This window comes from Enterobacter cloacae complex sp. ECL352 (genome assembly GCF_020149545.1).
Lineage (GTDB): Bacteria > Pseudomonadota > Gammaproteobacteria > Enterobacterales > Enterobacteriaceae > Enterobacter > Enterobacter asburiae_B.
This window is the reverse complement of sequence record NZ_CP083709.1, coordinates 1,281,279-1,301,927: the sequence shown is the minus strand read 5'-3', so window position 1 is coordinate 1,301,927 and position 20,649 is coordinate 1,281,279. Positions and strand designations below refer to the sequence as shown.

The window sequence follows — 20,649 nt, the reverse complement described above, 5'->3', positions numbered from 1 at the left end:
CAATAGTAAATCCCGATGCATCCGTAGCTCAGCTGGATAGAGTACTCGGCTACGAACCGAGCGGTCGGAGGTTCGAATCCTCCCGGATGCACCATTTACTATTTCTGAAAGCAGTACCCTGATGCATCCGTAGCTCAGCTGGATAGAGTACTCGGCTACGAACCGAGCGGTCGGAGGTTCGAATCCTCCCGGATGCACCATATTCTCCGAGATAATAGCCACGCTGTTGTTTCAAGGTCTGCGAGTTAATCGCGAGCACCAGGGAGGATAACGTTGCTTCAGCAACGGCCCGCAGGGCGAGGCGCAGCCGAGTAATCCTCCCGGATGCACCATTTACTGTTTCTAAAAGCATTTCCCGATGCATCCGTAGCTCAGCTGGATAGAGTACTCGGCTACGAACCGAGCGGTCGGAGGTTCGAATCCTCCCGGATGCACCATCTTTTCCTTCTTTGTTTATTCCTTCGACGTTCCGTCAGTAATCACACTCTCAGTCAGCGACAAAAATCACCATTTACGATAAAGTAATGCTTTGTTAATCGTTTAGCGAGAGCACGATGTACGCACAGTATGACGGTTTGATCTTCGATATGGACGGCACTCTCCTGGATACCGAACCCACGCATCGTCAAGCCTGGACTGACGTCCTGGGCCGCTACGGAATGCGTTTCGATCTTCAGGCGATGATTGCCCTCAACGGATCTCCCACCTGGCGTATTGCGCAGGCCGTGATTGAACTGAATCAGGCCGATCTCGACCCGCACCTGCTCGCGCGCGAAAAAACCGATGCGGTAAAAGCCATGCTTTTAGATACCGTACGCCCTCTGCCGCTGATTGATGTGGTAAAAGAGTGGCACGGGCGCCGCCCGATGTCTGTAGGAACCGGGAGCGAAAGCGCGATTGCAGAAGCTTTGCTCAACCATCTTGGCTTGCGCCACTATTTTTCTGCCGTGGTCGCCGCCGATCATGTTAAACATCACAAGCCCGCACCGGACACCTTCCTGCTTTGCGCAGAATTAATGGGCGTCCCGGCGGCAAAATGTGTCGTGTTTGAAGATGCCGATTTCGGCATCCAGGCCGCGCGTGATGCCGGAATGGATGCGGTGGATGTGCGCTTACTGTGAGTGACGCGCTGTCACTTGCCTCATTATTCGCCAGCAGTTTTTTAAGCGCCACGCTGTTACCGGGAAATTCGGAAGTGGTGCTGGTGGCGATGCTGTTGTCCGGCGTGAGTCAGCCCTGGCTGCTTGTATTAATAGCAACAATGGGTAATAGCCTTGGAGGGCTGACTAACGTTATTCTTGGGCGTTTCTTTCCGCTGCGCGAAAAATCGCGCTGGCAGGAAAAGGCAGTCGGCTGGCTAAAACGCTATGGCGCTGCCACGCTGTTATTAAGCTGGATGCCTGTAATAGGCGATTTACTGTGTCTGCTGGCGGGATGGATGCGCATCTCCTGGGGACCGGTGCTCTTTTTTTTGTGCCTTGGCAAGGCGTTGCGCTATGTTCTCGTGGCGTGGGCAACACTACAGGGTATGACGTGGTGGCACTAATTGGTGGAATGAATACGCGACCTTCAATCGTCAACCATTACAATTATGCTGAGTAACATTACTTTGACAGGCGGGAGGTCAATTTGATCCCGGACGTATCTCAGGCGCTGGCCTGGCTGGAAAACCACCCTCAGGCATTGAAGGGTATTCAGCGTGGTCTTGAGCGTGAAACGCTGCGCGTTAACGCGGACGGTAGCTTAGCGACGACGGGTCACCCGAAGGCGTTAGGCTCGGCGCTGACACATAAATGGATCACAACCGATTTCGCTGAGGCACTGCTGGAGTTCATCACGCCAGTAGAGGGTGATATTGATCATATGCTGACGATCATGCGCGATATCCATCGCTACACCGCGCGCAACATGGGCGACGAACGTATGTGGCCCCTCAGCATGCCGTGCTATATCGAGCAGGGCCAGGAGATTGAGCTGGCGCAGTACGGCACGTCAAATATCGGCCGGCTGAAAACGCTCTATCGCGAAGGGCTGAAAAACCGCTACGGCGCGTTGATGCAGACGATCTCGGGCGTGCATTACAACTTCTCGCTGCCAATGGCGTTCTGGCAGGCGAAATGCGGTGAAACGGATAAAGACGCGATCTCTGAAGGCTACTTCCGCCTGATCCGCAACTATTACCGTTTCGGCTGGGTGATCCCGTATCTGTTTGGTGCCTCCCCGGCGATCTGTTCTTCGTTCCTGCAGGGGAAACCGACCACGCTGCCGTTCGAGAAGACCGAGTGCGGAATGTACTATCTCCCGTACGCCACCTCTCTGCGCCTGAGCGATCTCGGTTATACCAATAAATCGCAAAGCAATCTCGGTATTACGTTTAACGAATTGCACGAATATGTGGCAGGATTGAAGCGGGCGATCAAAACCCCGTCGGAAGAGTACGAGAAAATCGGCCTCGAAAAAGACGGCAAGCGCCTGCAAATCAACAGCAATGTGCTGCAGATTGAAAACGAGCTGTATGCGCCTATTCGTCCTAAGCGCGTAACGCGCAGCGGTGAAACCCCGTCGGATGCGCTGCAGCGCGGCGGGATCGAATACATTGAAGTGCGTTCGCTGGATATCAACCCGTTCTCACCGATTGGCGTTGATGAGCAGCAGATTCGCTTCCTGGATCTGTTTATGGTCTGGTGCGTGCTGGCGGATGCGCCGGAAATGAGTTCAGACGAACTGCTCTGTACCCGTACAAACTGGAATCGCGTGATTCTGGAAGGGCGTAAGCCGGGTCTGACGCTGGGTATCGGCTGTGAAACAGCACAGTTCCCGCTGACCAAAGTCGGCAAAGATCTGTTCCGCGATCTGAAGCGTGTTGCCCGCACAATGGACAGCATTGACGGCGGCGACGCGTATCAACAGATCTGCGACCAGCTGGTGGAATGTTTTGATAATCCGGAACTGACGTTCTCAGCGCGTATTCTGCGTTCTATGATCGATCAGGGCATTGGCGGCACGGGGCGTTCACTCTCAGCGGAGTACCGCGAGATGCTGATGCAGGAGCCGTTAGAAGTGCTGAGCGAAGCAGATTTTGCCGCGGAACGCGATGCGTCCGTGGTGCGTCAGAAAGAGGTTGAAGCGGCGGATACCGAGTCGTTTGAGGCGTTTCTGGCGAAGCAGGCTTAAGCAGAAAAGAAAAAGGCCACATCGCTGTGGCCAAAATATACATCTCTGAATTCAGGGATGATGATAACAAATGCGCGTCTTTCATATACTCAGACGTGCATTCTGTAGAAGAGTTCAGTTTATTTTAAAAAAAATCACTATCGGAGGTGACGTATGCCGTTATTAGATAGCTTTACTGTCGACCATACCCGTATGGAAGCACCTGCAGTACGCGTGGCGAAGACCATGCACACCCCGCACGGCGACACGATCACCGTCTTCGATCTGCGTTTCTGCGTGCCAAATAAAGAAGTGATGCCAGAGAAAGGCATTCATACCCTGGAACACCTGTTCGCCGGTTTCATGCGTGACCATCTGAACGGCAACGGCGTTGAGATCATCGACATCTCTCCGATGGGCTGCCGTACCGGTTTCTACATGAGCCTGATTGGCCAGCCGGAAGAGAAACGCGTCGCTGATGCGTGGAAAGCGGCGATGGAAGACGTGCTGAAGGTGAAAGAGCAGAACCAGATCCCTGAGCTGAACGTTTACCAGTGCGGTACTTACCAGATGCACTCTCTGGAAGAAGCGCAGGACATCGCGCGTCACATCATCGAGCGTGATGTTCGCGTGAACAGCAACGAAGAGCTGGCCCTGCCAAAAGAAAAACTGCAGGAACTGCACATCTAGTGCACCTTTTCCCTCTCCCTCCGGGAGAGGGTAGGGTGAGGGTGGTTTAACCCCATGACCACAACCTCAACATTCTCCTTTACCCATCGTCCCCTCGTTCCGTTTGCCCATGATTACGTTCATGGTGACAGCGAGCCGTGGCATGAGCACGACTGCGCGCAGCTGTTGCACACCCTGAGCGGCGTGGTACGGGTCGATACGGCTTCGGGCTGTTGGGTTGTTCCTCCCGGTCGCGGCGTCTGGCTACCGGCGGGGACCCGCCACTCGCTTCGCATCACCGGCAACGTGGCGGCGCGAACGCTGTTTATCGATCCGCTGGCGCGGGCCGATCTCCCGGCCACCTGTCAGATCGTGCAGATCGCGCCGCTGTTGCGCGAGCTGATCCTCGTCTCCCTTGCTTTACCTGAATCGTACTCGCCCGGCAGCCGGGATGAACGCGTCTATGAACTCATTCTCGATGAAATCCGCACTATGCCTGTGCTGCCGTTTCATCTGCCGGAGCCGGAAAGCGAGGCGTTACGTCACCTGTGTCTGCAAATCCGGCAAAACGCGGGGGAGAGCTGGAGCAGCGCGCAGGCCGCGAGCATGATGAACGTGAGCGAGCGCACCCTGAACCGCCATTTTCAGCAGCAGACGGGATTAAGCTACGGCGAGTGGTTGAGAAGGGCGCGCCTGCTGGAAGCCTTAGTGCGGCTGGCGCAGGGCCAGCCGGTGCTGCGCGTGGCGCTGGATCTGGGTTACGGCAGCCACAGCGCCTTTACGGCGATGTTCCGCCGGGTGATGGGCGTCTCACCCAGCGATTACTTTAAGAACGACTGACGGCGTTTAAGAGCGCCTGAAGCGACGCGCGCGCCACGTCGCTGTCGATGCCCACGCCCCAGCGGCTGCTGCTGTCCTGGAACAGGCAGCGGATGTAGGCCACCGAGCGGCTGTCGCTGCGTTCGCCTAACGTATGCTCGTGATAATCCTTAATCACGAACGGGGCGTTGACCCAGCGGCTTAAGCCGTGAGCGGCGGCGGAGAGCAGACCGTTACCCTGACCTTCCAGCTGACGCGTTCCCCCCTGCGTAGCGATGCTTGCCGTCAAACGCAGCTGGCCGTCCTGCTGGCTGTCGCTGCGGTAGGATTGCAGCGCAAACTGCGGCGTGGCTACCAGGCCGTAGCGGGTGCGGAACAGCTGCCACAGCGCATTCTGCGTCATCTCTTTTCCGTGGCGATCGGTTTCCTGCTGCACGTGCTGGCTGAAATCCTGCTGCAGGGCGCGGGGTAATTTCAGGCCATGATTCTGTTCGATGAGCCACGCGCTGCCGCTTTTCCCTGACTGGCTGTTTACGCGGATCACCGCTTCGTAGGTGCAGCCGATATCCTGCGGATCGACCGGCAGATACGGCATCTCCCAGCGCTCGCCAGGCCTGCGGGCATCAAAACCTTTTTTGATCGCGTCCTGGTGCGAGCCGGAGAAAGCGGTATAGGCCAGCCGTCCGGCCCACGGGTGGCGCGGATGCACCGGCAGCTGGTTGCAGACTTCCACCACTTCCACGATCCGGTTCATATCGCTAAAGTCGAGATTCGGGCTGACGCCCTGGCTGTAGAGGTTCATCGCCAGCGTCACCAGGCAGACGTTGCCCGTGCGCTCGCCGTTACCAAACAGACAGCCCTCCACGCGGTCTGCCCCCGCCATCACGGCCAGCTCGGCGCTGGCGACGCCGGTACCGCGGTCGTTATGCGGATGCACGCTGATGCAGACATCCCGGCGGCGGCTGAAGTGGCGACAGAAATACTCGATCTGGTCGGCATAGACGTTCGGCGTGCTCACTTCGACGGTGGCCGGTAAGTTGATCACCATGGGCCGTTCGTCGCACGGCTGCCAGATCTCCGCCACGGCTTCACAGATCTCCAGCGCAAACTCCGGCTCGGTAAAGCAGAAGGTCTCCGGGGAGTATTCATACTGCCAGCGGGTGTCCGGGTTCTCTTCACACAGCTGACGAATAAGCCGCGTGGATCGCGTCGCCAGCTCAACGATTTGCGCTTTTTCCATGCCGAACACCAGGCGGCGGAACAGCGGGGCGGTGGCGTTATACAGATGGACGGTGGCCTGTTTCGCACCGCGCAGGGATTCGAAAGTGCGATGGATGAGATCTTCCCGCGCCTGGGTTAATACCTGAATCGTGACGTCATCCGGGATGCGGTTCTCTTCAATCAGCTGGCGAACAAAGTTGAAGTCTGTCTGCGAGGCGGATGGGAAAGCCACCTCAATTTCTTTAAAGCCGCAGCCCAGCAGCAGATCCCAGAACTGCAGCTTGCGGGTGCTGTCCATGGGCTCAGCAAGGGCCTGGTTGCCGTCGCGCAGGTCGGTGGAGAGCCAGCGCGGCGCGCGGGTGATGCGTTGCTCCGGCCAGCGGCGGTCGGGCAGGGAAAGGGGCGGATAGGGTTGGTACTTGTCGGCGGGTGTGTTCAGCATGATGCGCTCCTGTTGTCTTTTCACTATCGTGAATGGATTTCAGGAGCGCTGCTTTATCGACACTGACAATCGCTGTCGCGTTCTGGACACGGTGCGGTTTTTTGCCGGATGGCGGCTACGCCTTATCCGGCCTACGTTCGTAGGCCCGGTAAGCGCAGCGCCACCGGGCAACTGTCACAAGACTAGTGCGCGCCACCGCCGCCGCTACCGGCGCCAAACGGTGGTTTAGCAAACCACACCAGCCCCAGCAGGACGATAAAGATCCCCGCCGATATCCAGAAAATCTCGTTGGCCGAGATAATCAGACCCTGATTGGTGATCTGCTGGGCAATCCACCCTGACGCCTGCTGTTCCGTCATACCCATTCCCTGCAGCTGGTTGTACATCTGCTGAGAGTTCGGGTTGAACGGGTTCACCGCTTCGGTCAGCTGGGCATGGTGCATCGATTCACGGTTCGTCCACAGGGTGGTGGTGATCGACGTACCTATCGAGCCCGCCAGCGTTCGCGTAAAGTTCGACAGGCTCGATGCTGCCGCCATGCGCTCAGGCGGTAAACCGGAAAGCGTGATGGTGGTCAGTGGCATAAAGAAACACGCCACGGCAAAGCCCTGAATAAACTGCGGCCACGCGGACGCGCCAAAGTCCATTCCCGGTTCGAACGTATACGCGCGCCAGTAGAAGCACACGGCGTACATGATAAAGCTGAACGTCACCAGCCGGCGCATGTCGAGCTTGTGGGCGAAGCGGCCAATAATCGGCGACAGCAGAACCGGAATCAATCCAACCGGCGCCGAGGCTAAACCTGCCCAGGTTGCGGTGTAGCCGTATACCTCCTGCAATAGCTGCGGCAGCAGTACAATCGCGCCGAAGTAGAGCATGTAGGCGAGGCTGATACACAGACAGCCTATGGTGAAGTTTCGCGACTTAAACAGCGACAGGTCGACTATCGGGTTATCGTCCGTCAGCTCCCAGACAATCAGGAAGCTCAGCGACACCACCGCGACAATCGTCAGGATGATGATCTCCCTGGAGTTGAACCAGTCCAGCTCTTTGCCCTGGTCGAGCATGACCTGCAGGCTACCGATGCCGACAACCAGCAGTGCCAGACCAATGGCGTCGATACGCCGCTGTTCCGTACGGGTTTCTCTGCCGCGCAGCGACTGGAGCGTCAGCATTACCACGAGGGCGCCAATCGGTACGTTGATGAAGAAGATCCAGCCCCAGTGATAGTTGTCGCTGATATAGCCGCCTAAGATAGGCCCGCAAATCGGCGCGACAATCACGGTCATTGACCACAGCGCCAGCGCAATCGAGCGTTTGGCTGGCGGGTAGTTGTTCAGCAGTAAGCTCTGCGACAGCGGGATCAGCGGCCCGGCGACAATCCCCTGAATGACGCGGAAGAAAATCAGCATCGTCAGGCTGCTGGACATGCCGCACGCCCAGGAGGCAAGAACGAACAATACCGTTGACCAGAGGAACAGCTTCACTTCACCGACGCGCTTTGCCAGCCAGCCGGTAATCGGAATGGAGATGGCGTTTGCCACCCCAAACGAGGTAATGACCCAGGTCCCCTGGCTCAGCGACGAGCCAAGGTTACCGGCGATGGTCGGGATCGCTACGTTTGCGATGGTGGAGTCCAGCACCTGCATGAATGTCGCCAGCGACAGCGCGATGGTCATAATGACCAGCTGCGCGCCTTCCAGCGGTTTTTGCGGCTTTTGCTGTTGCATAACGCTCACCTTCGGATTAACCGGCGTTTGCCTTCACGATGTCATCGATCAGCTTGTTGACCGGATCGAGGCTAATTTCACGGGCGTTACTTTCATAAGCCGGGCTGCTGCGCACCTGGCTTGCCAGGATCTGACCGTCGCGGTTGGCGGTGTCGACCGTTACCAGCGTAGAGAGGCCGATACGCAGCGGGTGATCCGCCAGCTGTTTGGCATCCAGCTCAATACGCACGGGCAGACGCTGAACCACTTTGATCCAGTTACCGGTGGCGTTTTGCGCAGGCAGCAGGGAGAAGGCGCTGCCGGTCCCCATGTCCAGGCCGACCACTTTACCGGTGTACTTCACGTCATCGCCATAGATGTCGCTGACAACCGTCGCGCTCTGGCCGATACGCATATGGGCAAGCTGCGTCTCTTTAAAGTTGGCGTCTACCCACAGATTGTCTGCCGGCACGACCGCCATCAGCGGCGTGGTTGGGCTAATCTGCGCCCCTGGCTGGACGGAACGACGGGAGACATAGCCGGTCATCGGGCTGACGATTTTGGTACGCTGCAGGGCAAGCCACGCGTTGCGCACTTCGGTCGCCGCCTGCTGTACGGCAGGCTGGTTTTCCAGGCTGGTGCCCAGCACCATCGCCTGGTTGGCGTTGTACTGCTGAATGGCCACATCCAGCTGTGCCTGAGCGCTGGCAACGGCATCGCGGGCGTGCTGCAGCTCTTCACGGCCAATCAGGTTAGCCGTGCCGAGCGGTACGCGGCGGTTCAGGTCGCTCTGCGCCTGCGCCAGCGCCGTTTTCTGCACGTCGATGTTGGCCTGCAGCTGTTTGCTGTTGATCATCAGCTGGCGGGTCTGACGGACGCTGGAGGCCAGCGCGGTCTGTGCTTTTTCAAACGCCTGCTGGGCGTCGGTTGGATCGAGGGTCACCAACACATCGCCTTTTTGCACAAAGTCGGTATTGTCAGCCCAGACTTTCGTCACGCTGCCCGACACCTGCGCCATAATTTGTACCTGGTTCCCTGCCACGTACGCGTCGTCAGTCTCTTCAGCATGACGCAGTACTAAAAACCAATAGATCCCATATGCCACGGCAATAATGATAAAGAGCAAGGTCAACAGAAGAAGGGCGCTCTTACGTTTGCCTTTCTTGTTGGCCGGTTGCTGCGGGGTAGTGCTCTCCGCATTTGCGCTCATTGTTGTTCTCCACGATCTTCTTATTTTCACATCGGCTGAGCCGACCTGTTGTCAGAAAGGCCAGCACTGTGACGTGCTGGCCTGTCGGTTTTCTTATGAATCTGGAATGGTGAGCGTGTCGTCGCGTTAGCGCAGCGCCTCAAGAACGGCGCCGTCTTCATCCATCTGGTCCAGACGGGTGAGCAGCTTGCGAGTGATGTGCTCAAGCTGGTCGCGCTCGGCGGTGCTGAGTACAGACCAGAGTTTGTGCAGGCAATTGTGCTGAGGTGGCAGCACCTCGCGCAGGAACTGGTGACCTTTATCGGTCAGTTGCAGATGCAGGCAGCGGCGATCGTTGTCGCTTTCACGGCGCTCAATCCAGCCGCGCTTTTCGAGTTCATCGGCAATTCGGGTCGCATTGGTACGGGAGGAGCCCAGCGCGCAGCTCAGTTCGGAAGGCTGAATGCTGTGATTTTCCTGAGACTCCAGCGTAATCAACGCCATAAACAACGTCTCGTTAATCCCTTGAGCTTTCAGCATTTTATTACGGTTTTCCAGTAGCTTACCCTGCATGTGCATGCACAGGCGAGTCAGCAGGATTTCCTGATACGGGAAGTCCTCATGGCGACTGGCGCGGAATTTAAGCATTTGTTCAATGGGCGTAAACGAACTATCCATTTGGGCATAACCTCATTAATTACAGCCGATATAGTAACGATAGTGACAAATAATGTAAATGAATTATTTGTGCGGTTATATCCGCCAAACTTATGTCACCATCAGAAAGCGCCGGGTAAGTCCGTGACCCGGTGAGCACAGAAAGCGTTGGGTGTGAACCCGCTGAAGAGAGGATGTGAGGACGGGGGTCTGAACTATTCATGCCGATTGTAAATATGTCACCCACATTAAAATTTCTGGGATAAATGATTACGTTTACATTAACAGAGTGAAGGGCCTCTTAACACCCTAAGAGGCCAACTCAATGTAAATGTTAGTTAATTGCATCCTGACGGTGATAACCGCGCCACCATACTAGCAGGTTGAGGGTGGCGACGATGGCCCCGATCGCGCATACCCCCGACCAGCCCGCATGCTGCCACGCCGACGCTGAAATGAGTGAACCCGCCGCGCCGCCGATGAAGTAGCTGGTCATGTATCCGGCCGTAAGGCGGTTACGCGCCTCTGGCTTCACGCGATAGATGACGGTCTGATTGGTGATGTGAACGCCCTGAACGGTGAGATCGAGCACCAGGATACCGACGATCAGCGCCAGCACCGAGATGTGTCCGTACCAGATCGCCGCCCAGGAGAGCAGAAGTAAAACCAGCCCTGCGGAGGTGGTCAGGTGGGATTTGCCCTTGTCGGCCAGCCCGCCAGCGGGGCGTGCCCCCAGCGCGCCTGCGGCACCGGCCAGGCCGAACAGGCCAATCACCCCTTCGGAATAATTGAACGGCGGCGCGGCCAGCAGAAACGCCATTGACGTCCAGAGAATGCTGAAGTTAGCGAAGGTGAAACAGCCCAGCAGGGCGCGGGTACGCAGAAGCTTGTCCTGCGTAAACAGGCTGAAAACGGAGGCCAGCAGCTGAGGATAGTTCAGGTGGTTTTCCTGCTTCACTTTTGGCAGCCCGCGCCACAGCGCCAGCGCCATGACGACCATCAGCACGCTCGCCACCCAGTATACGGTGCGCCAGCCGCCGAGGCTTGCCAGCAGCCCTGCAACGGTACGCGCCAGCAAAATCCCCAGCAGCAGGCCGCTCATGATGGTGCCCACCACCTTGCCGCGTTTTTCCGGGGAGGCGAGGGTCGCGGCGAGCGGGACCAGGATTTGCGCCACCACGGAGAACAGCCCCGTTAGCGCGGTACCGACGATCATCATCGTCAGCGACTGGCTGCTGGCGGTGATCAGCATCCCACCGGCGGCCAGCAGGGTCATGGAGACGATCAGCATTCGGCGTTCAAACATATCGCCGAGCGGCACCAGGAACAGCAGCCCGGCGGCATAGCCCAGCTGTGCAGCGGTGACGATAAAGCCTGCGGAGCTGGCGGAGAGATTGAACGCGCGGGCGATGGTGTCGAGAAGAGGCTGCGCGTAATAGTTGCTGGCGACCGCCAGACCCGTTGCCACGGACATTAAAAGGATGAGTGCGGGGCTAAGCCCTTGAGTTGTTTTTGTCATTAGTTTCAGGAATCGTTAGTTGAGTGATTATTTTTCCGGAAACCATAATAGCTAATGATTGTGAAAGTTGGGGGATTGTTGGGTGATGTATTGTGCGGTTTAGGGGGATTGTGCGGTTTGATCCCCTCACCCCGGCCCTCTCCCAAGGGGAGAGGGAGGTCATCGTGCCCTCTCCCTCTGGGAGAGGGTTAGGGTGAGGGGTAGGGTTTTGTTTTTACTTCTGCGCTTCAAGCGCCTCTTTCACCCAGCCGTCAAACTGCTGCTGGTGGGCTTTGATCCAGCCGTCAACGTGGCCTTTCACATCCGCTTCAGACGATTTGCCCGCATGCATCATTGCGTTCTGGGCATTGATGTCCGCCAGCGGCAGCTTCATCACCGAGAACAGCTTCGCCGCCGCCGGGTTTTTCTCCGCCCAGGCTTTGTTAGCCACGATATGCATGGTGTTCACCGGGAAGCCGTAGTTCATGCCGTTCGGCAGCTTGGTGTCGATATCTTTCTGCTCGCCCGGCAGGGAGGAGAACGGCACCTGCAGCCACACCACGTCTTTGCCCGGCTTCAGCACGTCGCTCACCCAGTACGGCGTCCAGGTGTAGTAGATCACCGGTTTACCCTCTTTGAAGCGGGCAATGGTGTCGGCCATCATCGCTGAATAGTTGCCGTGGCTCACGTCGACCGTTTTCGCCAGATCGAATGCTTTGTTCTGGTGGTTAATCACCGCTTCACAGCCCCACCCCGGCGAGCAGCCCATCATGTCGGCCTTGCCGTCACCGTTGGTGTCGAACAGTTTGGCGATCTTCGGATCTTTCAGCTGTTCAATATTGGTGATGTGGTACTGGTCCGCAGTTTTCTTGTCAATCAGATACCCCTGCGCCGCACCCGTCACGAAGGTCCCTTCGCGATAGAACTTCTTGTCACCGCCGGCGGCGGCATACATGTCGTCGTGCAGCGGCTGCCAGTTGACGGCGGTAAAGGTGGCGTCACCGGAGGCAATCGAGGTGTAGCCCACGTTGTAATCTACTTCGCTCGGCGTGTTAACCGTGTAGCCCAGCTTCTCCAGCGCGCGGCTGACGATCAGGGTCTGGAAGCTCTCTTCCGAAATGGTGCTCTGCACCGGCTGTACGGTAATGCCTTTGCCAGGCAGGTCAGCCGCAAACGCGCTGGTGGAGACAAGGGTGGCAAACGCTGTGGCAAGAAGTACGTTATGTCGCATCGTTGTTCCTTATTTTGATTTCGTGAAAGGGCGGGTGAGTAACCCGACAGGACCGGTCGTATACCAGCGACGGTTGCCGCGACTGCGTGAATCACGACCGACGGCCTGGGTCAGGCGGTCAAGGATAATGGCGAGGATCACAATGCCGACGCCGCCGACGGTGGCCAGCCCCATATCGAGACGGCCAATGCCGCGCAGCACCATCTGACCCAGTCCGCCAACGGCGATCATCGAGGCAATGACTACCATCGACAGGGCCAGCATCAGCGTCTGGTTAACGCCCGCCATGATGGTCGGCATAGCCAGCGGAAGCTGAACCTTAAACAGCATCTGGCGCGGACTGGCGCCGAACGAGCGTGACGCTTCGATCAGGTCCGCAGGTACCTGGTTAATCCCCAGAATGGTCAGACGAATAATCGGCGGCAGGGCGAAGATAATGGTCACTACCACCCCCGGCACGTTGCCGATGCCGAACAGCATCACGATAGGCACCAGATAGACGAACGCCGGGGTGGTCTGCATCGCATCCAGCAGGGGACGAATTATCTTCGCCGCTCGCGGGCTGCGCGCCAGCCAGATCCCCATCGGCAGGCCGATGACAATGCAAAAGAGCAGGGCGGTCAGCACCAGCGCCAGGGTGATCATCGCCTGCGACCACGCGCCAATCGCGCCGATAGCGATCAGAGAGATCAGCGTGGCGAGCCCCATGCCCGCGCTACCGAACTGCCAGGCGATCAGGGAGAACAGGATAATCGCCACCGGCGCCGGCATGCCCAGCATCAGCTGCTGGAAGCCGTTCAGGATGTAATCCACCGGGACGCGGATCCCCTGGAAGACCGGACGGAAGTGGGTGACCACCCAGTCGATCCCTTCCGTAACCCAGCTGTCCAGCGGGATCAGCGTTTTATGGAACGGATCCATGATGTTGAAGTGTTCTGGCGCAGGCACGGGTGCGCTGTTGAGCCAGTCTGCCGCGCCGCCGCCATCGGCAGGAGCGGGCGTGGAACCCCACGCGTCGGTGGATTGTGCAGCGCTGTCCGCTGCCTCAGTGGCGCCCCACGGGTTAGATTGATCGGTCATTGTTTGCCCCCTCGCGATCTAAAGCCTGCAGCAGCATCCTTTTTGAGATGATGCCGACGTACTGTTGTTCCTCACCCACGACCGGCACGGCGCACGGCGCCTGGCCCACGTGAGAGAGCAACTCGCTGAGCGGCGTTTCGGCGTCCACGGCAAGCGGAGCGTCAATTAACGCCGTATCGATTCCCTGGTTCTCAGTGAGAGCCGTTTTCAGGGAGTCGATGGAGACAATGCCAACAAATTTATTGCCGCGTTCAACCAGATAACCGTATTCACGGTCTTCATCCTGCAGCAGCTTCAGCGCCGAGCGCGGGCCGAAGCCTGGCGTTTTACGGATAATGCCGTTTGGCGTTCGGCGGGCAATATCTTTGGCGCTAAAGACCTGGCTAATATCCACGCCGCGGAAGAAGGTGCGGACATAATCGTTCGCCGGATTATTGAGAATTTCATCCGGCGTGCCGACCTGCACCACTTCACCGTTTTGCATAATGGCAATGCGGTCGCCAATACGCATGGCTTCATCCAGATCGTGGGAAATAAAGACAATCGTTCGCTGATGTTTAGCCTGTAATTTTACCAGCTCATCCTGCATCTCGGTGCGAATTAACGGATCGAGGGCGGAGAAGGCTTCATCCATTAATAATATGTCTGGATTAATGGCTAATGCACGGGCTAATCCCACGCGCTGACGCATACCGCCGGAAAGTTCATCCGGGTACGCATGCGCATAATTTTCCAGCCCGACCTGACGCAGCGCATCAAGGGCTTTTTCCTGACGTTCCTGAGCCGGCGTGCCGGCTAATTCCATGCCGAAAGCGGTATTATCCAGCACCGTCATGTGCGGCATTAGCGCGAATGACTGGAACACCATTGCGATCTTCTTTCTGCGCACCTCGCGAAGCTCTGCGTCTGATATTCTGGCGATATCCACGCCGTCAATCAGCACCTGCCCGCGGGTGGGTTCAATCAGGCGATTGAGAAGGCGAACCATAGTGGATTTACCCGAACCGGATAATCCCATGATGACAAAAATCTCGCCTTCTTCAATGGCCAGACTGGCGTCTTTAACGCCAAGCGATAGCCCGGTTTTTTCCAGAATTTGCTCTTTCGTAAGGCCTTTCTCAATATATTTGAATGCGCGCTGCGGGTGCTCGCCAAATACTTTATAAAGATTTTTCACTTCTAATTTAATTGCCATGCAATAGAGAGTGTCCTGTTATTTGTTTATGCCGATATGATTACCATGATAAATTGTTAACGGGCATAACCCTAACATACTGAGAATCTGAGACAACCCTGAGTCGGGCTAAGAGCGGAATTTTGAAGTAAGCGAAACGGCTGAATTTCCCATGAATAAAGGGCTGAGGACGGTTTGAATTTTTCTCAATTTTTTGCTGCTGCATCGGGAAATTTCGCCTGAATCGGAATGATTCAGGCGAATATGACGTGGAAATTACAGTGTAGTTGTTTTGTAAATATTAGAGCGGGAATTGTTGGGTTTATATTAAATTAACGAACGTTAGCGTTCATTAAAAATCCCAGTCTTCATCCTCGGTTTCCACCGCTTTGCCCATCACATACGATGAGCCCGATCCCGAGAAGAAATCGTGGTTTTCGTCGGCATTGGGCGACAGCGCGGCCAGAATCGCCGGGTTCACCTCCGCCATCTCCGGCGGGAAAAGCGCGTCGTAGCCCAGGTTCATCAGCGCCTTGTTGGCGTTGTAGCAGAGGAAGGCCTTCACGTCGTCCTCCCAGCCGGTGCCGGCGTAGAGTTCCTCGGTATAGCTCAGCTCGTTGTCGTACAGATCCATCAGCAAATCGAGCGCAAAGCCTTTAAGCTCCTCGCGCTTCGCCTCGCTGACTTTCTCCAGCCCTTTCTGATACTTATAGCCAATGTAATACCCGTGCACCGCTTCATCGCGAATGATGAGCCGAATCAAATCGGCGGTGTTGGTGAGCTTGCCCCGGCTCGACCAGTACATGGGCAGCCAGAAGCCGGAATAGAAGAGGAAAGATTCCAGGAACACGCTGGCGATCTTTTTCTTCAGCGGCTCGTCGGCGCGGTAATATTCCAGAACCAGCTCTGCCTTTCTCTGTAGTGACTCACTCTCTTCACTCCAGGCGTAGGCCGCGTCCACGTCTTTGGTCTGGCACAGGGTCGAGAAAATCGAGCTGTAGGAGCGGGCATGCACCGCCTCCATAAAGCTGATATTCGACATCACCGCCTCTTCGTGCGGCGTGAGCGCGTCGCTCATCAGCGCGGGTGCACCAACGGTATTCTGAATGGTGTCCAGCAGCGTCAGGCCGGTAAAGACGCGGATCGTCAGCTGCTGTTCGGCGTGGCCGAGCGTTTGCCAGGCCGGAATATCGTTGGAGAGCGGAACCTTTTCCGGCAGCCAGAAGTTGCTGGTCAGGCGGTTCCATACCTCCAGGTCTTTATCGTCCTGGATTTTGTTCCAGTTAACGGCACTCACGCGTGACAGTTTCATCCTTTCTCCTTACAGCGCGCAGGACACGCAGCCTTCGATTTCGGTGCCTTCCAGCGCAAGCTGGCGCAGGCGAATGTAGTAGAGCGTTTTGATGCCTTTCTTCCAGGCGTAGATTTGCGCTCTGTTGATATCCCGCGTGGTGGCGGTGTCCGGGAAGAACAGCGTCAGCGACAGCCCCTGGTCCACATGTTTTGTCGCTTCGGCGTAGGTATCGATGATTTTCTCCGGGCCGATCTCATACGCGTCCTGATACAGCGCCAGGTTCTCATTGGTCATAAACGGGGCAGGGTAGTAAACGCGCCCGGTTTTGCCTTCCTTTCGAATTTCAATTTTCGATACGATCGGGTGAATGCTCGACGTGGCGTGGTTGATGTACGAAATCGATCCGGTCGGCGGGACGGCCTGCAGGTTCTGGTTATAAATGCCGTAGCGCATCACCTCGTCTCGCAGCTGCTGCCACATCTCTCGCGTCGGCAGGGTAATCCCCGCTCGGGCAAACAGTTCGCGTACTTTTTCGGTTTTCGGCTGCCAGTCGCCTTCGAGGTACTGGCTGAAATATTCCCCGCTGGCGTAGCGGGACTGCTCAAAGCCCGCGAACCGCTGGTTGCGCTCGCGCGCCAGCATCATCGAGGTGTGCAGCGCGTGCCAGGTAATGGTGTAGAAATAGAGGTTGGTGAAATCCAGCCCTTCCGGGCTGCCGTAGGCGATGCCTTCCCGCGCCAGATAGCCGTGCAGGTTCATCTGCCCCAGACCGATGGCGTGCGACGCGGCGTTGCCTGCTTCAATAGACGGCACGCTGCGGATGTGGCTCATGTCCGATACCGCCGTCAGCCCGCGAATGGCGGTCTCCACCGTGCGGCCAAAGTCGGGGGAATCCATGGTGTGGGCAATATTCAGCGACCCGAGGTTGCAGGAGATATCCTTGCCGATGTCCGCGTAGTCCAGGTTCTCGTCGTAGGCTGACGCGCTGTTGACCTGCAAAATCTCCGAGCACAGGTTGCTCATGTTGATACGCCCGGCAATCGGGTTCGCGCGGTTCACCGTATCCTCAAACATGATGTACGGATAGCCGGACTCAAACTGGATCTCCGCCAGCCGCTGGAAGAAATCGCGGGCGTTGATGGTTTTTTTGCGAATGCGATCGTCGGCCACCAGTTCGTCATAAAGTTCGCTGATGGCCACGTCGCCAAACGCTTTGCCGTAAATACGCTCGATGTCGTACGGCGAGAAGAGCGCCATCTCGGCATTCTCTTTGGCCAGCTTAAAGGTGATGTCCGGGATCACCACGCCGAGCGACAGGGTTTTGATGCGAATTTTTTCGTCGGCGTTTTCGCGTTTGGTATCAAGAAAACGCAGAATGTCCGGATGATGCGCATGCAGGTAAACCGCGCCCGCGCCCTGACGCGCGCCAAGCTGGTTGGCATAGGAGAAGGCATCTTCCAGCATCTTCATCACCGGGATTACGCCGGAGGACTGGTTTTCGATGCGCTTGATCGGCGCGCCCGCTTCACGCAGGTTCGAGAGCAGAAACGCCACGCCGCCGCCGCGTTTGGAAAGCTGCAGCGCCGAGTTCACCGCGCGGCCAATCGACTCCATATTGTCTTCAATACGCAGCAGGAAGCAGGAGACCAGCTCGCCGCGCTGGGCTTTGCCGCAGTTGAGGAAGGTCGGCGTGGCGGGCTGGAAGCGTCCGGAAAGGATCTCGTCGGCGAGCTGCTCCGCCAGCGCTTCATCACCCTGCGCCAGGGTCAGCGCCACCATCGCCACGCGATCTTCAAAGCTCTCTAAGTAGCGTTTACCGTCAAAGGTCTTCAGGGTGTAGCTGGTGTAGTACTTCCACGCGCCGAGGAAGGTCTGGAAACGAAAGCCGCTGGCGTGGGCGCGCTCGAACAGCTTCACCACAAAGGCGCGGTCGTAGCGGGTGAGCACGCGCGCGTCGTAGTAGCCCTCGTTAACCAGATAGTCGAGGCGTTCATTCTGGCTTGCAAACGTCACGCTGTTGGGCCGCACGTGAGCGGCAAAAAAGGCGTCCACCGCCTCACGATCTTTATCGAACTGAATGCGCCCCTCCCGATCGTAGAGGTTAAGCATGGCGTTTAATGCGTGGTAATCCGGTGTCGCCTGAATCACCCGTTCTGCGGTTGTCGTTGCCAAAATTCGTTCACTCCTTTACGCACGTTTTCGACGTCCTGCTGTGTCCCCATCAGCTCAAAACGATAGAGATACGGCACGCCGCATTTTTGAGAAATGACATCCCCGGCGCGGCCGAAGGCATCGCCGAAATTGCGATTCCCCGCCGCGATCACGCCGCGGATTAGCCCGCGGTTATGAGGATCGTTCAGAAAGCGGATCACCTGGCGAGGCACGGCTCCTGCCGTACCGCCGCCGCCATAGCTGGGCACCACCAGAATGTACGGTTCCTCTACCCGGATCCGCTCCCGCTCGTTCAGCGGAATGCGCACCGCAGGCAGCCCGACGCGCTCAATAAAGCGGAGCGTGTTTTCCGAGCTGCTGGAGAAGAAAACCAGCCCACTCATGCCCGGGCGGCCTGAGCGCTCAGGCGGTTAATCATGTCCGGGCGGAAGCCAGACCAGCTTGTTTCCCCGGCGACCACCACCGGAAGCTGACGAAAACCCTGCTTGCGCAGGGTATCTGCGGCCTCGGGGACCTGGTCAACATTCACCATTTCAAACGCCACGCCACGGCTTTCCATTGCCCGTTTGGTCGCGTGGCACTGAACACAATCGTTACGAGTGTAAATAATAATGCTCATGATTCGTATTTCCATTTAAAATGAGGGTACGGCGCGAATCATCGCGTCGGGTTGTGTGTATCTTGCTAAAGGAATACTAGATGTAGATGTCTTAAGTTTCAACCATACAAGATATGGGAAATTTAGATTGATATCGCCCCTGTGATGAGCACAGCGGGGCAGGGCAGGCTGTACGGGTTTTTCAAGCTAACGGGCATAAAAATGCCCCGGCGCCTGAGGCTACCGGGGCAGAATACGCGGGATTATTTACGCAGGCTGAGCAGGGCACCGACGAAGATGCCGACCGCCGCGACGGTTCCCAGAGTACATAGCGGTTTTTCACGCACGAAGGTCGTAGCACAGCTTGCCATGTCGCAGGCAGCCTGCGTGGCGCGTGAACGTCCGTTCATACGGGCGCGGGTTTCACGGAGCAGAGACTGAGCCTTACGCTTTGCGGCATCCGCTTCGTCCTTCGCGTCACTTCCCCAGGACTTCAGCACCTCTTCCAGCGTGTCCGCTAATTGGCTGACATCATTACGAATATCCTGAGCGTCGTCGTTAATATCGTTTCGGTTCGGTCTGTTAAACATACGATCCTCCGTAATTTTGTGTTCCCGTTCAGTTTAGTTCAGAAATTTAATATCTGAAGCGCATCACGCGTTATCCGGCAGTTTATGGACTATTCTGAAAGCCCTGCTATTGCTGAATACTGTAAGGTTGCCGGGCAGGAAAAGATAACGAGGAAAAGATATGTATTTACGACCTGACGAGGTGGCACGCGTTCTTGAAAAAGAGGGATTCACCATGGATGAGGTGACGCCAAAAGCGTATGGATATCGCCGCGGCGAGAATTATGTTTATGTTAATCGCGAAGCAAGAATGGGACGTACCGCTCTCATTATTCACCCGACGCTGAAAGACAGAAGTCTGTCATTTGCTGAGCCTGCCTCGGATATTAAAACCTGCGATCATTATCAGCAATTTCCGCTCTATTTAGGCGGTGAACGGCACGAGCATTATGGTATTCCGCACGGTTTCAGTTCGCGTATGGCGCTGGAGCGATTTTTGAAGGGACTGTTTGGCGACGTACAGTAAATCCGCGACTGGCGTGCGCCAGTCGCTTCACATCACGCTTTTGCCTGGCTGTACTGGCTGACCTTAAACAGGCGGCGACAGTAGTCGAGGAAATAGCCGTAAACGGCTCCCATCAACATCGAAATAACAATATTCGAACTGACCGCCGCAGCGATCTGGTGCCAGTCTGCACCGACTGTCAGGAGAATGGCTACGTAAACCGGCGACTGGAACGTCACATACGCCAGAACGTCCGCCAGGTTTTTCACCCAGCCTGCAGGACTGATACGACGCGCGAAGCGCATTACCGCATCGCGGTATAAACCATAAGGCCATGCAATAATAATATTGACCGGGATCGCCACCAGACGAGAAGAAAGCGACTGCTCGAAGGACATTCCGGAGAGGAATATTTCGATCAGCATGTTCACGACGGAACAGTAAACAACCATCGCGAAGGTATCCGCCACCGCGTGGCGCAGGCGAGATTGCGGCGAGAACATGTCTGAACTCCTTGAGAAGAACACAAAAGAAACGATTTTCCTTCAGCGGTTAGTGCTTTAGGTTGGTTTGTTTGACGTGTATAGCGTATATCTCTGCGTTTTAACTAACAACTAGTGATTAATTTTTATTTAATCGCCTTTTGTCCACAAAATTCTCTAAAGTTGT

General features: G+C 56.6%; 20 protein-coding genes and 3 tRNA genes. 9 read left to right on the top strand and 14 right to left on the bottom strand.

Annotated elements, in window-relative coordinates:
• Positions 1-17: 17 nt before the first annotated feature.
• From LBF07_RS06365 to LBF07_RS06330, 8 genes are all read left to right on the top strand, one after another.
• Positions 18-94, top strand: a tRNA-Arg gene (locus LBF07_RS06365).
• A 29-nt stretch (positions 95-123) separates the two neighbouring features.
• A tRNA-Arg gene (locus tag LBF07_RS06360) sits at positions 124-200 on the top strand.
• Between the two features lie 160 nt (positions 201-360).
• Positions 361-437, top strand: a tRNA-Arg gene (locus tag LBF07_RS06355).
• Positions 438-554: 117 nt separating this feature from the next.
• Positions 555-1,121 carry a fructose-1-phosphate/6-phosphogluconate phosphatase gene (yqaB, locus tag LBF07_RS06350; protein WP_032648006.1) on the top strand — a complete coding sequence of 189 codons (567 nt, stop codon included), beginning with the start codon at positions 555-557 and terminating at the stop codon, positions 1,119-1,121.
• A complete protein-coding gene (locus LBF07_RS06345) occupies positions 1,118-1,546 on the top strand; it encodes a YqaA family protein (RefSeq protein WP_008499541.1) in 429 nt (142 codons plus the stop codon). Before yqaB ends, LBF07_RS06345 begins: the two co-directional genes overlap by 4 nt.
• An 83-nt stretch (positions 1,547-1,629) precedes the next feature.
• Positions 1,630-3,174, top strand: coding sequence for a glutamate--cysteine ligase (gene gshA / locus LBF07_RS06340; protein ID WP_047646220.1), 1,545 nt, complete (start codon positions 1,630-1,632; stop codon positions 3,172-3,174).
• 153 nt (positions 3,175-3,327) lie between these two features.
• The gene (luxS, locus tag LBF07_RS06335) at positions 3,328-3,843 is read left to right on the top strand and encodes an S-ribosylhomocysteine lyase (RefSeq protein WP_014884972.1); all 516 of its coding nucleotides are present in this window, start codon (positions 3,328-3,330) and stop codon (positions 3,841-3,843) included.
• A 54-nt stretch (positions 3,844-3,897) separates the two neighbouring features.
• Positions 3,898-4,662: a helix-turn-helix domain-containing protein gene (locus tag LBF07_RS06330; RefSeq protein WP_094934783.1), complete on the top strand. Its 765-nt coding sequence runs from the start codon at positions 3,898-3,900 to the stop codon at positions 4,660-4,662.
• On the opposite strand, the gene leuA is transcribed toward LBF07_RS06330, so the two are convergent.
• From leuA to LBF07_RS06265, 13 genes are all read right to left on the bottom strand, one after another.
• Positions 4,649-6,304: a 2-isopropylmalate synthase gene (gene leuA, locus LBF07_RS06325; protein WP_224435133.1), complete on the bottom strand. Its 1,656-nt coding sequence runs from the start codon at positions 6,302-6,304 to the stop codon at positions 4,649-4,651. The genes LBF07_RS06330 and leuA overlap by 14 nt on opposite strands.
• 182 nt (positions 6,305-6,486) lie before the next feature.
• Positions 6,487-8,034, bottom strand: a complete 1,548-nt coding sequence (emrB, locus tag LBF07_RS06320) for a multidrug efflux MFS transporter permease subunit EmrB (protein WP_032660391.1) — start codon at positions 8,032-8,034, stop codon at positions 6,487-6,489.
• A 16-nt stretch (positions 8,035-8,050) separates the two neighbouring features.
• Positions 8,051-9,223, bottom strand: coding sequence for a multidrug efflux MFS transporter periplasmic adaptor subunit EmrA (gene emrA, locus LBF07_RS06315; RefSeq protein ID WP_023308934.1), 1,173 nt, complete (start codon positions 9,221-9,223; stop codon positions 8,051-8,053).
• Between the two features lie 126 nt (positions 9,224-9,349).
• The gene (gene mprA / locus LBF07_RS06310; protein WP_023333174.1) at positions 9,350-9,880 is read right to left on the bottom strand and encodes a transcriptional repressor MprA; all 531 of its coding nucleotides are present in this window, start codon (positions 9,878-9,880) and stop codon (positions 9,350-9,352) included.
• A gap of 313 nt (positions 9,881-10,193) precedes the next feature.
• Positions 10,194-11,378: an MFS transporter gene (locus tag LBF07_RS06305; protein WP_045889178.1), complete on the bottom strand. Its 1,185-nt coding sequence runs from the start codon at positions 11,376-11,378 to the stop codon at positions 10,194-10,196.
• Between the two features lie 214 nt (positions 11,379-11,592).
• Positions 11,593-12,588, bottom strand: a complete 996-nt coding sequence (gene proX / locus LBF07_RS06300; RefSeq protein WP_094935686.1) for a glycine betaine/L-proline ABC transporter substrate-binding protein ProX — start codon at positions 12,586-12,588, stop codon at positions 11,593-11,595.
• 9 nt (positions 12,589-12,597) lie between these two features.
• The gene (gene proW / locus LBF07_RS06295) at positions 12,598-13,668 is read right to left on the bottom strand and encodes a glycine betaine/L-proline ABC transporter permease ProW (protein WP_094935687.1); all 1,071 of its coding nucleotides are present in this window, start codon (positions 13,666-13,668) and stop codon (positions 12,598-12,600) included.
• Positions 13,652-14,863: a glycine betaine/L-proline ABC transporter ATP-binding protein ProV gene (proV, locus tag LBF07_RS06290; protein WP_039263415.1), complete on the bottom strand. Its 1,212-nt coding sequence runs from the start codon at positions 14,861-14,863 to the stop codon at positions 13,652-13,654. The genes proW and proV overlap by 17 nt, the downstream gene beginning before the upstream one ends.
• A 331-nt stretch (positions 14,864-15,194) precedes the next feature.
• Entirely contained in the window at positions 15,195-16,154 is a 960-nt protein-coding gene (gene nrdF / locus LBF07_RS06285; RefSeq protein WP_023333169.1) for a class 1b ribonucleoside-diphosphate reductase subunit beta, read from the bottom strand.
• A gap of 9 nt (positions 16,155-16,163) precedes the next feature.
• A complete protein-coding gene (nrdE, locus tag LBF07_RS06280) occupies positions 16,164-18,308 on the bottom strand; it encodes a class 1b ribonucleoside-diphosphate reductase subunit alpha (protein WP_064673541.1) in 2,145 nt (714 codons plus the stop codon).
• Positions 18,281-18,691 (bottom strand): class Ib ribonucleoside-diphosphate reductase assembly flavoprotein NrdI, encoded by a 411-nt coding sequence (gene nrdI / locus LBF07_RS06275; protein ID WP_021241965.1) that lies wholly within the window; start codon positions 18,689-18,691, stop codon positions 18,281-18,283. Before nrdI ends, nrdE begins: the two co-directional genes overlap by 28 nt.
• Positions 18,688-18,927, bottom strand: a complete 240-nt coding sequence (gene nrdH / locus LBF07_RS06270; RefSeq protein ID WP_045889183.1) for a glutaredoxin-like protein NrdH — start codon at positions 18,925-18,927, stop codon at positions 18,688-18,690. The genes nrdI and nrdH overlap by 4 nt, the downstream gene beginning before the upstream one ends.
• Before the next feature lie 242 nt (positions 18,928-19,169).
• Positions 19,170-19,496: a DUF883 domain-containing protein gene (locus tag LBF07_RS06265; protein ID WP_023308924.1), complete on the bottom strand. Its 327-nt coding sequence runs from the start codon at positions 19,494-19,496 to the stop codon at positions 19,170-19,172.
• Positions 19,497-19,656: 160 nt separating this feature from the next.
• On the opposite strand from LBF07_RS06265, the gene LBF07_RS06260 reads away from it, so the two are divergent.
• Positions 19,657-20,001: a DUF2002 family protein gene (locus tag LBF07_RS06260; RefSeq protein ID WP_023308923.1), complete on the top strand. Its 345-nt coding sequence runs from the start codon at positions 19,657-19,659 to the stop codon at positions 19,999-20,001.
• A gap of 32 nt (positions 20,002-20,033) precedes the next feature.
• Here the strand turns inward: LBF07_RS06260 and alaE are convergent, their stop codons facing one another.
• Positions 20,034-20,483 (bottom strand): L-alanine exporter AlaE, encoded by a 450-nt coding sequence (gene alaE, locus LBF07_RS06255; RefSeq protein WP_008502567.1) that lies wholly within the window; start codon positions 20,481-20,483, stop codon positions 20,034-20,036.
• Positions 20,484-20,649: the final 166 nt, after the last annotated feature.

Bases quoted from the DNA above. Each gene is read 5' to 3' on its own strand.
- yqaB (WP_032648006.1), top strand. From the start codon at position 555: ATGTACGCACAGTATGACGGTTTGATCTTCGATATGGACGGCACTCTC.
- luxS (WP_014884972.1), top strand. From the start codon at position 3,328: ATGCCGTTATTAGATAGCTTTACTGTCGACCATACCCGTATGGAAGCA.
- LBF07_RS06330 (WP_094934783.1), top strand. From the start codon at position 3,898: ATGACCACAACCTCAACATTCTCCTTTACCCATCGTCCCCTCGTTCCG.
- leuA (WP_224435133.1), bottom strand. From the start codon at position 6,304: ATGCTGAACACACCCGCCGACAAGTACCAACCCTATCCGCCCCTTTCC.
- emrB (WP_032660391.1), bottom strand. From the start codon at position 8,034: ATGCAACAGCAAAAGCCGCAAAAACCGCTGGAAGGCGCGCAGCTGGTC.
- emrA (WP_023308934.1), bottom strand. From the start codon at position 9,223: ATGAGCGCAAATGCGGAGAGCACTACCCCGCAGCAACCGGCCAACAAG.
- mprA (WP_023333174.1), bottom strand. From the start codon at position 9,880: ATGGATAGTTCGTTTACGCCCATTGAACAAATGCTTAAATTCCGCGCC.
- LBF07_RS06305 (WP_045889178.1), bottom strand. From the start codon at position 11,378: ATGACAAAAACAACTCAAGGGCTTAGCCCCGCACTCATCCTTTTAATG.
- proX (WP_094935686.1), bottom strand. From the start codon at position 12,588: ATGCGACATAACGTACTTCTTGCCACAGCGTTTGCCACCCTTGTCTCC.
- proW (WP_094935687.1), bottom strand. From the start codon at position 13,668: ATGACCGATCAATCTAACCCGTGGGGCGCCACTGAGGCAGCGGACAGC.
- proV (WP_039263415.1), bottom strand. From the start codon at position 14,863: ATGGCAATTAAATTAGAAGTGAAAAATCTTTATAAAGTATTTGGCGAG.
- nrdF (WP_023333169.1), bottom strand. From the start codon at position 16,154: ATGAAACTGTCACGCGTGAGTGCCGTTAACTGGAACAAAATCCAGGAC.
- nrdI (WP_021241965.1), bottom strand. From the start codon at position 18,691: ATGAGTGGGCTGGTTTTCTTCTCCAGCAGCTCGGAAAACACGCTCCGC.
- nrdH (WP_045889183.1), bottom strand. From the start codon at position 18,927: ATGAGCATTATTATTTACACTCGTAACGATTGTGTTCAGTGCCACGCG.
- LBF07_RS06265 (WP_023308924.1), bottom strand. From the start codon at position 19,496: ATGTTTAACAGACCGAACCGAAACGATATTAACGACGACGCTCAGGAT.
- LBF07_RS06260 (WP_023308923.1), top strand. From the start codon at position 19,657: ATGTATTTACGACCTGACGAGGTGGCACGCGTTCTTGAAAAAGAGGGA.
- alaE (WP_008502567.1), bottom strand. From the start codon at position 20,483: ATGTTCTCGCCGCAATCTCGCCTGCGCCACGCGGTGGCGGATACCTTC.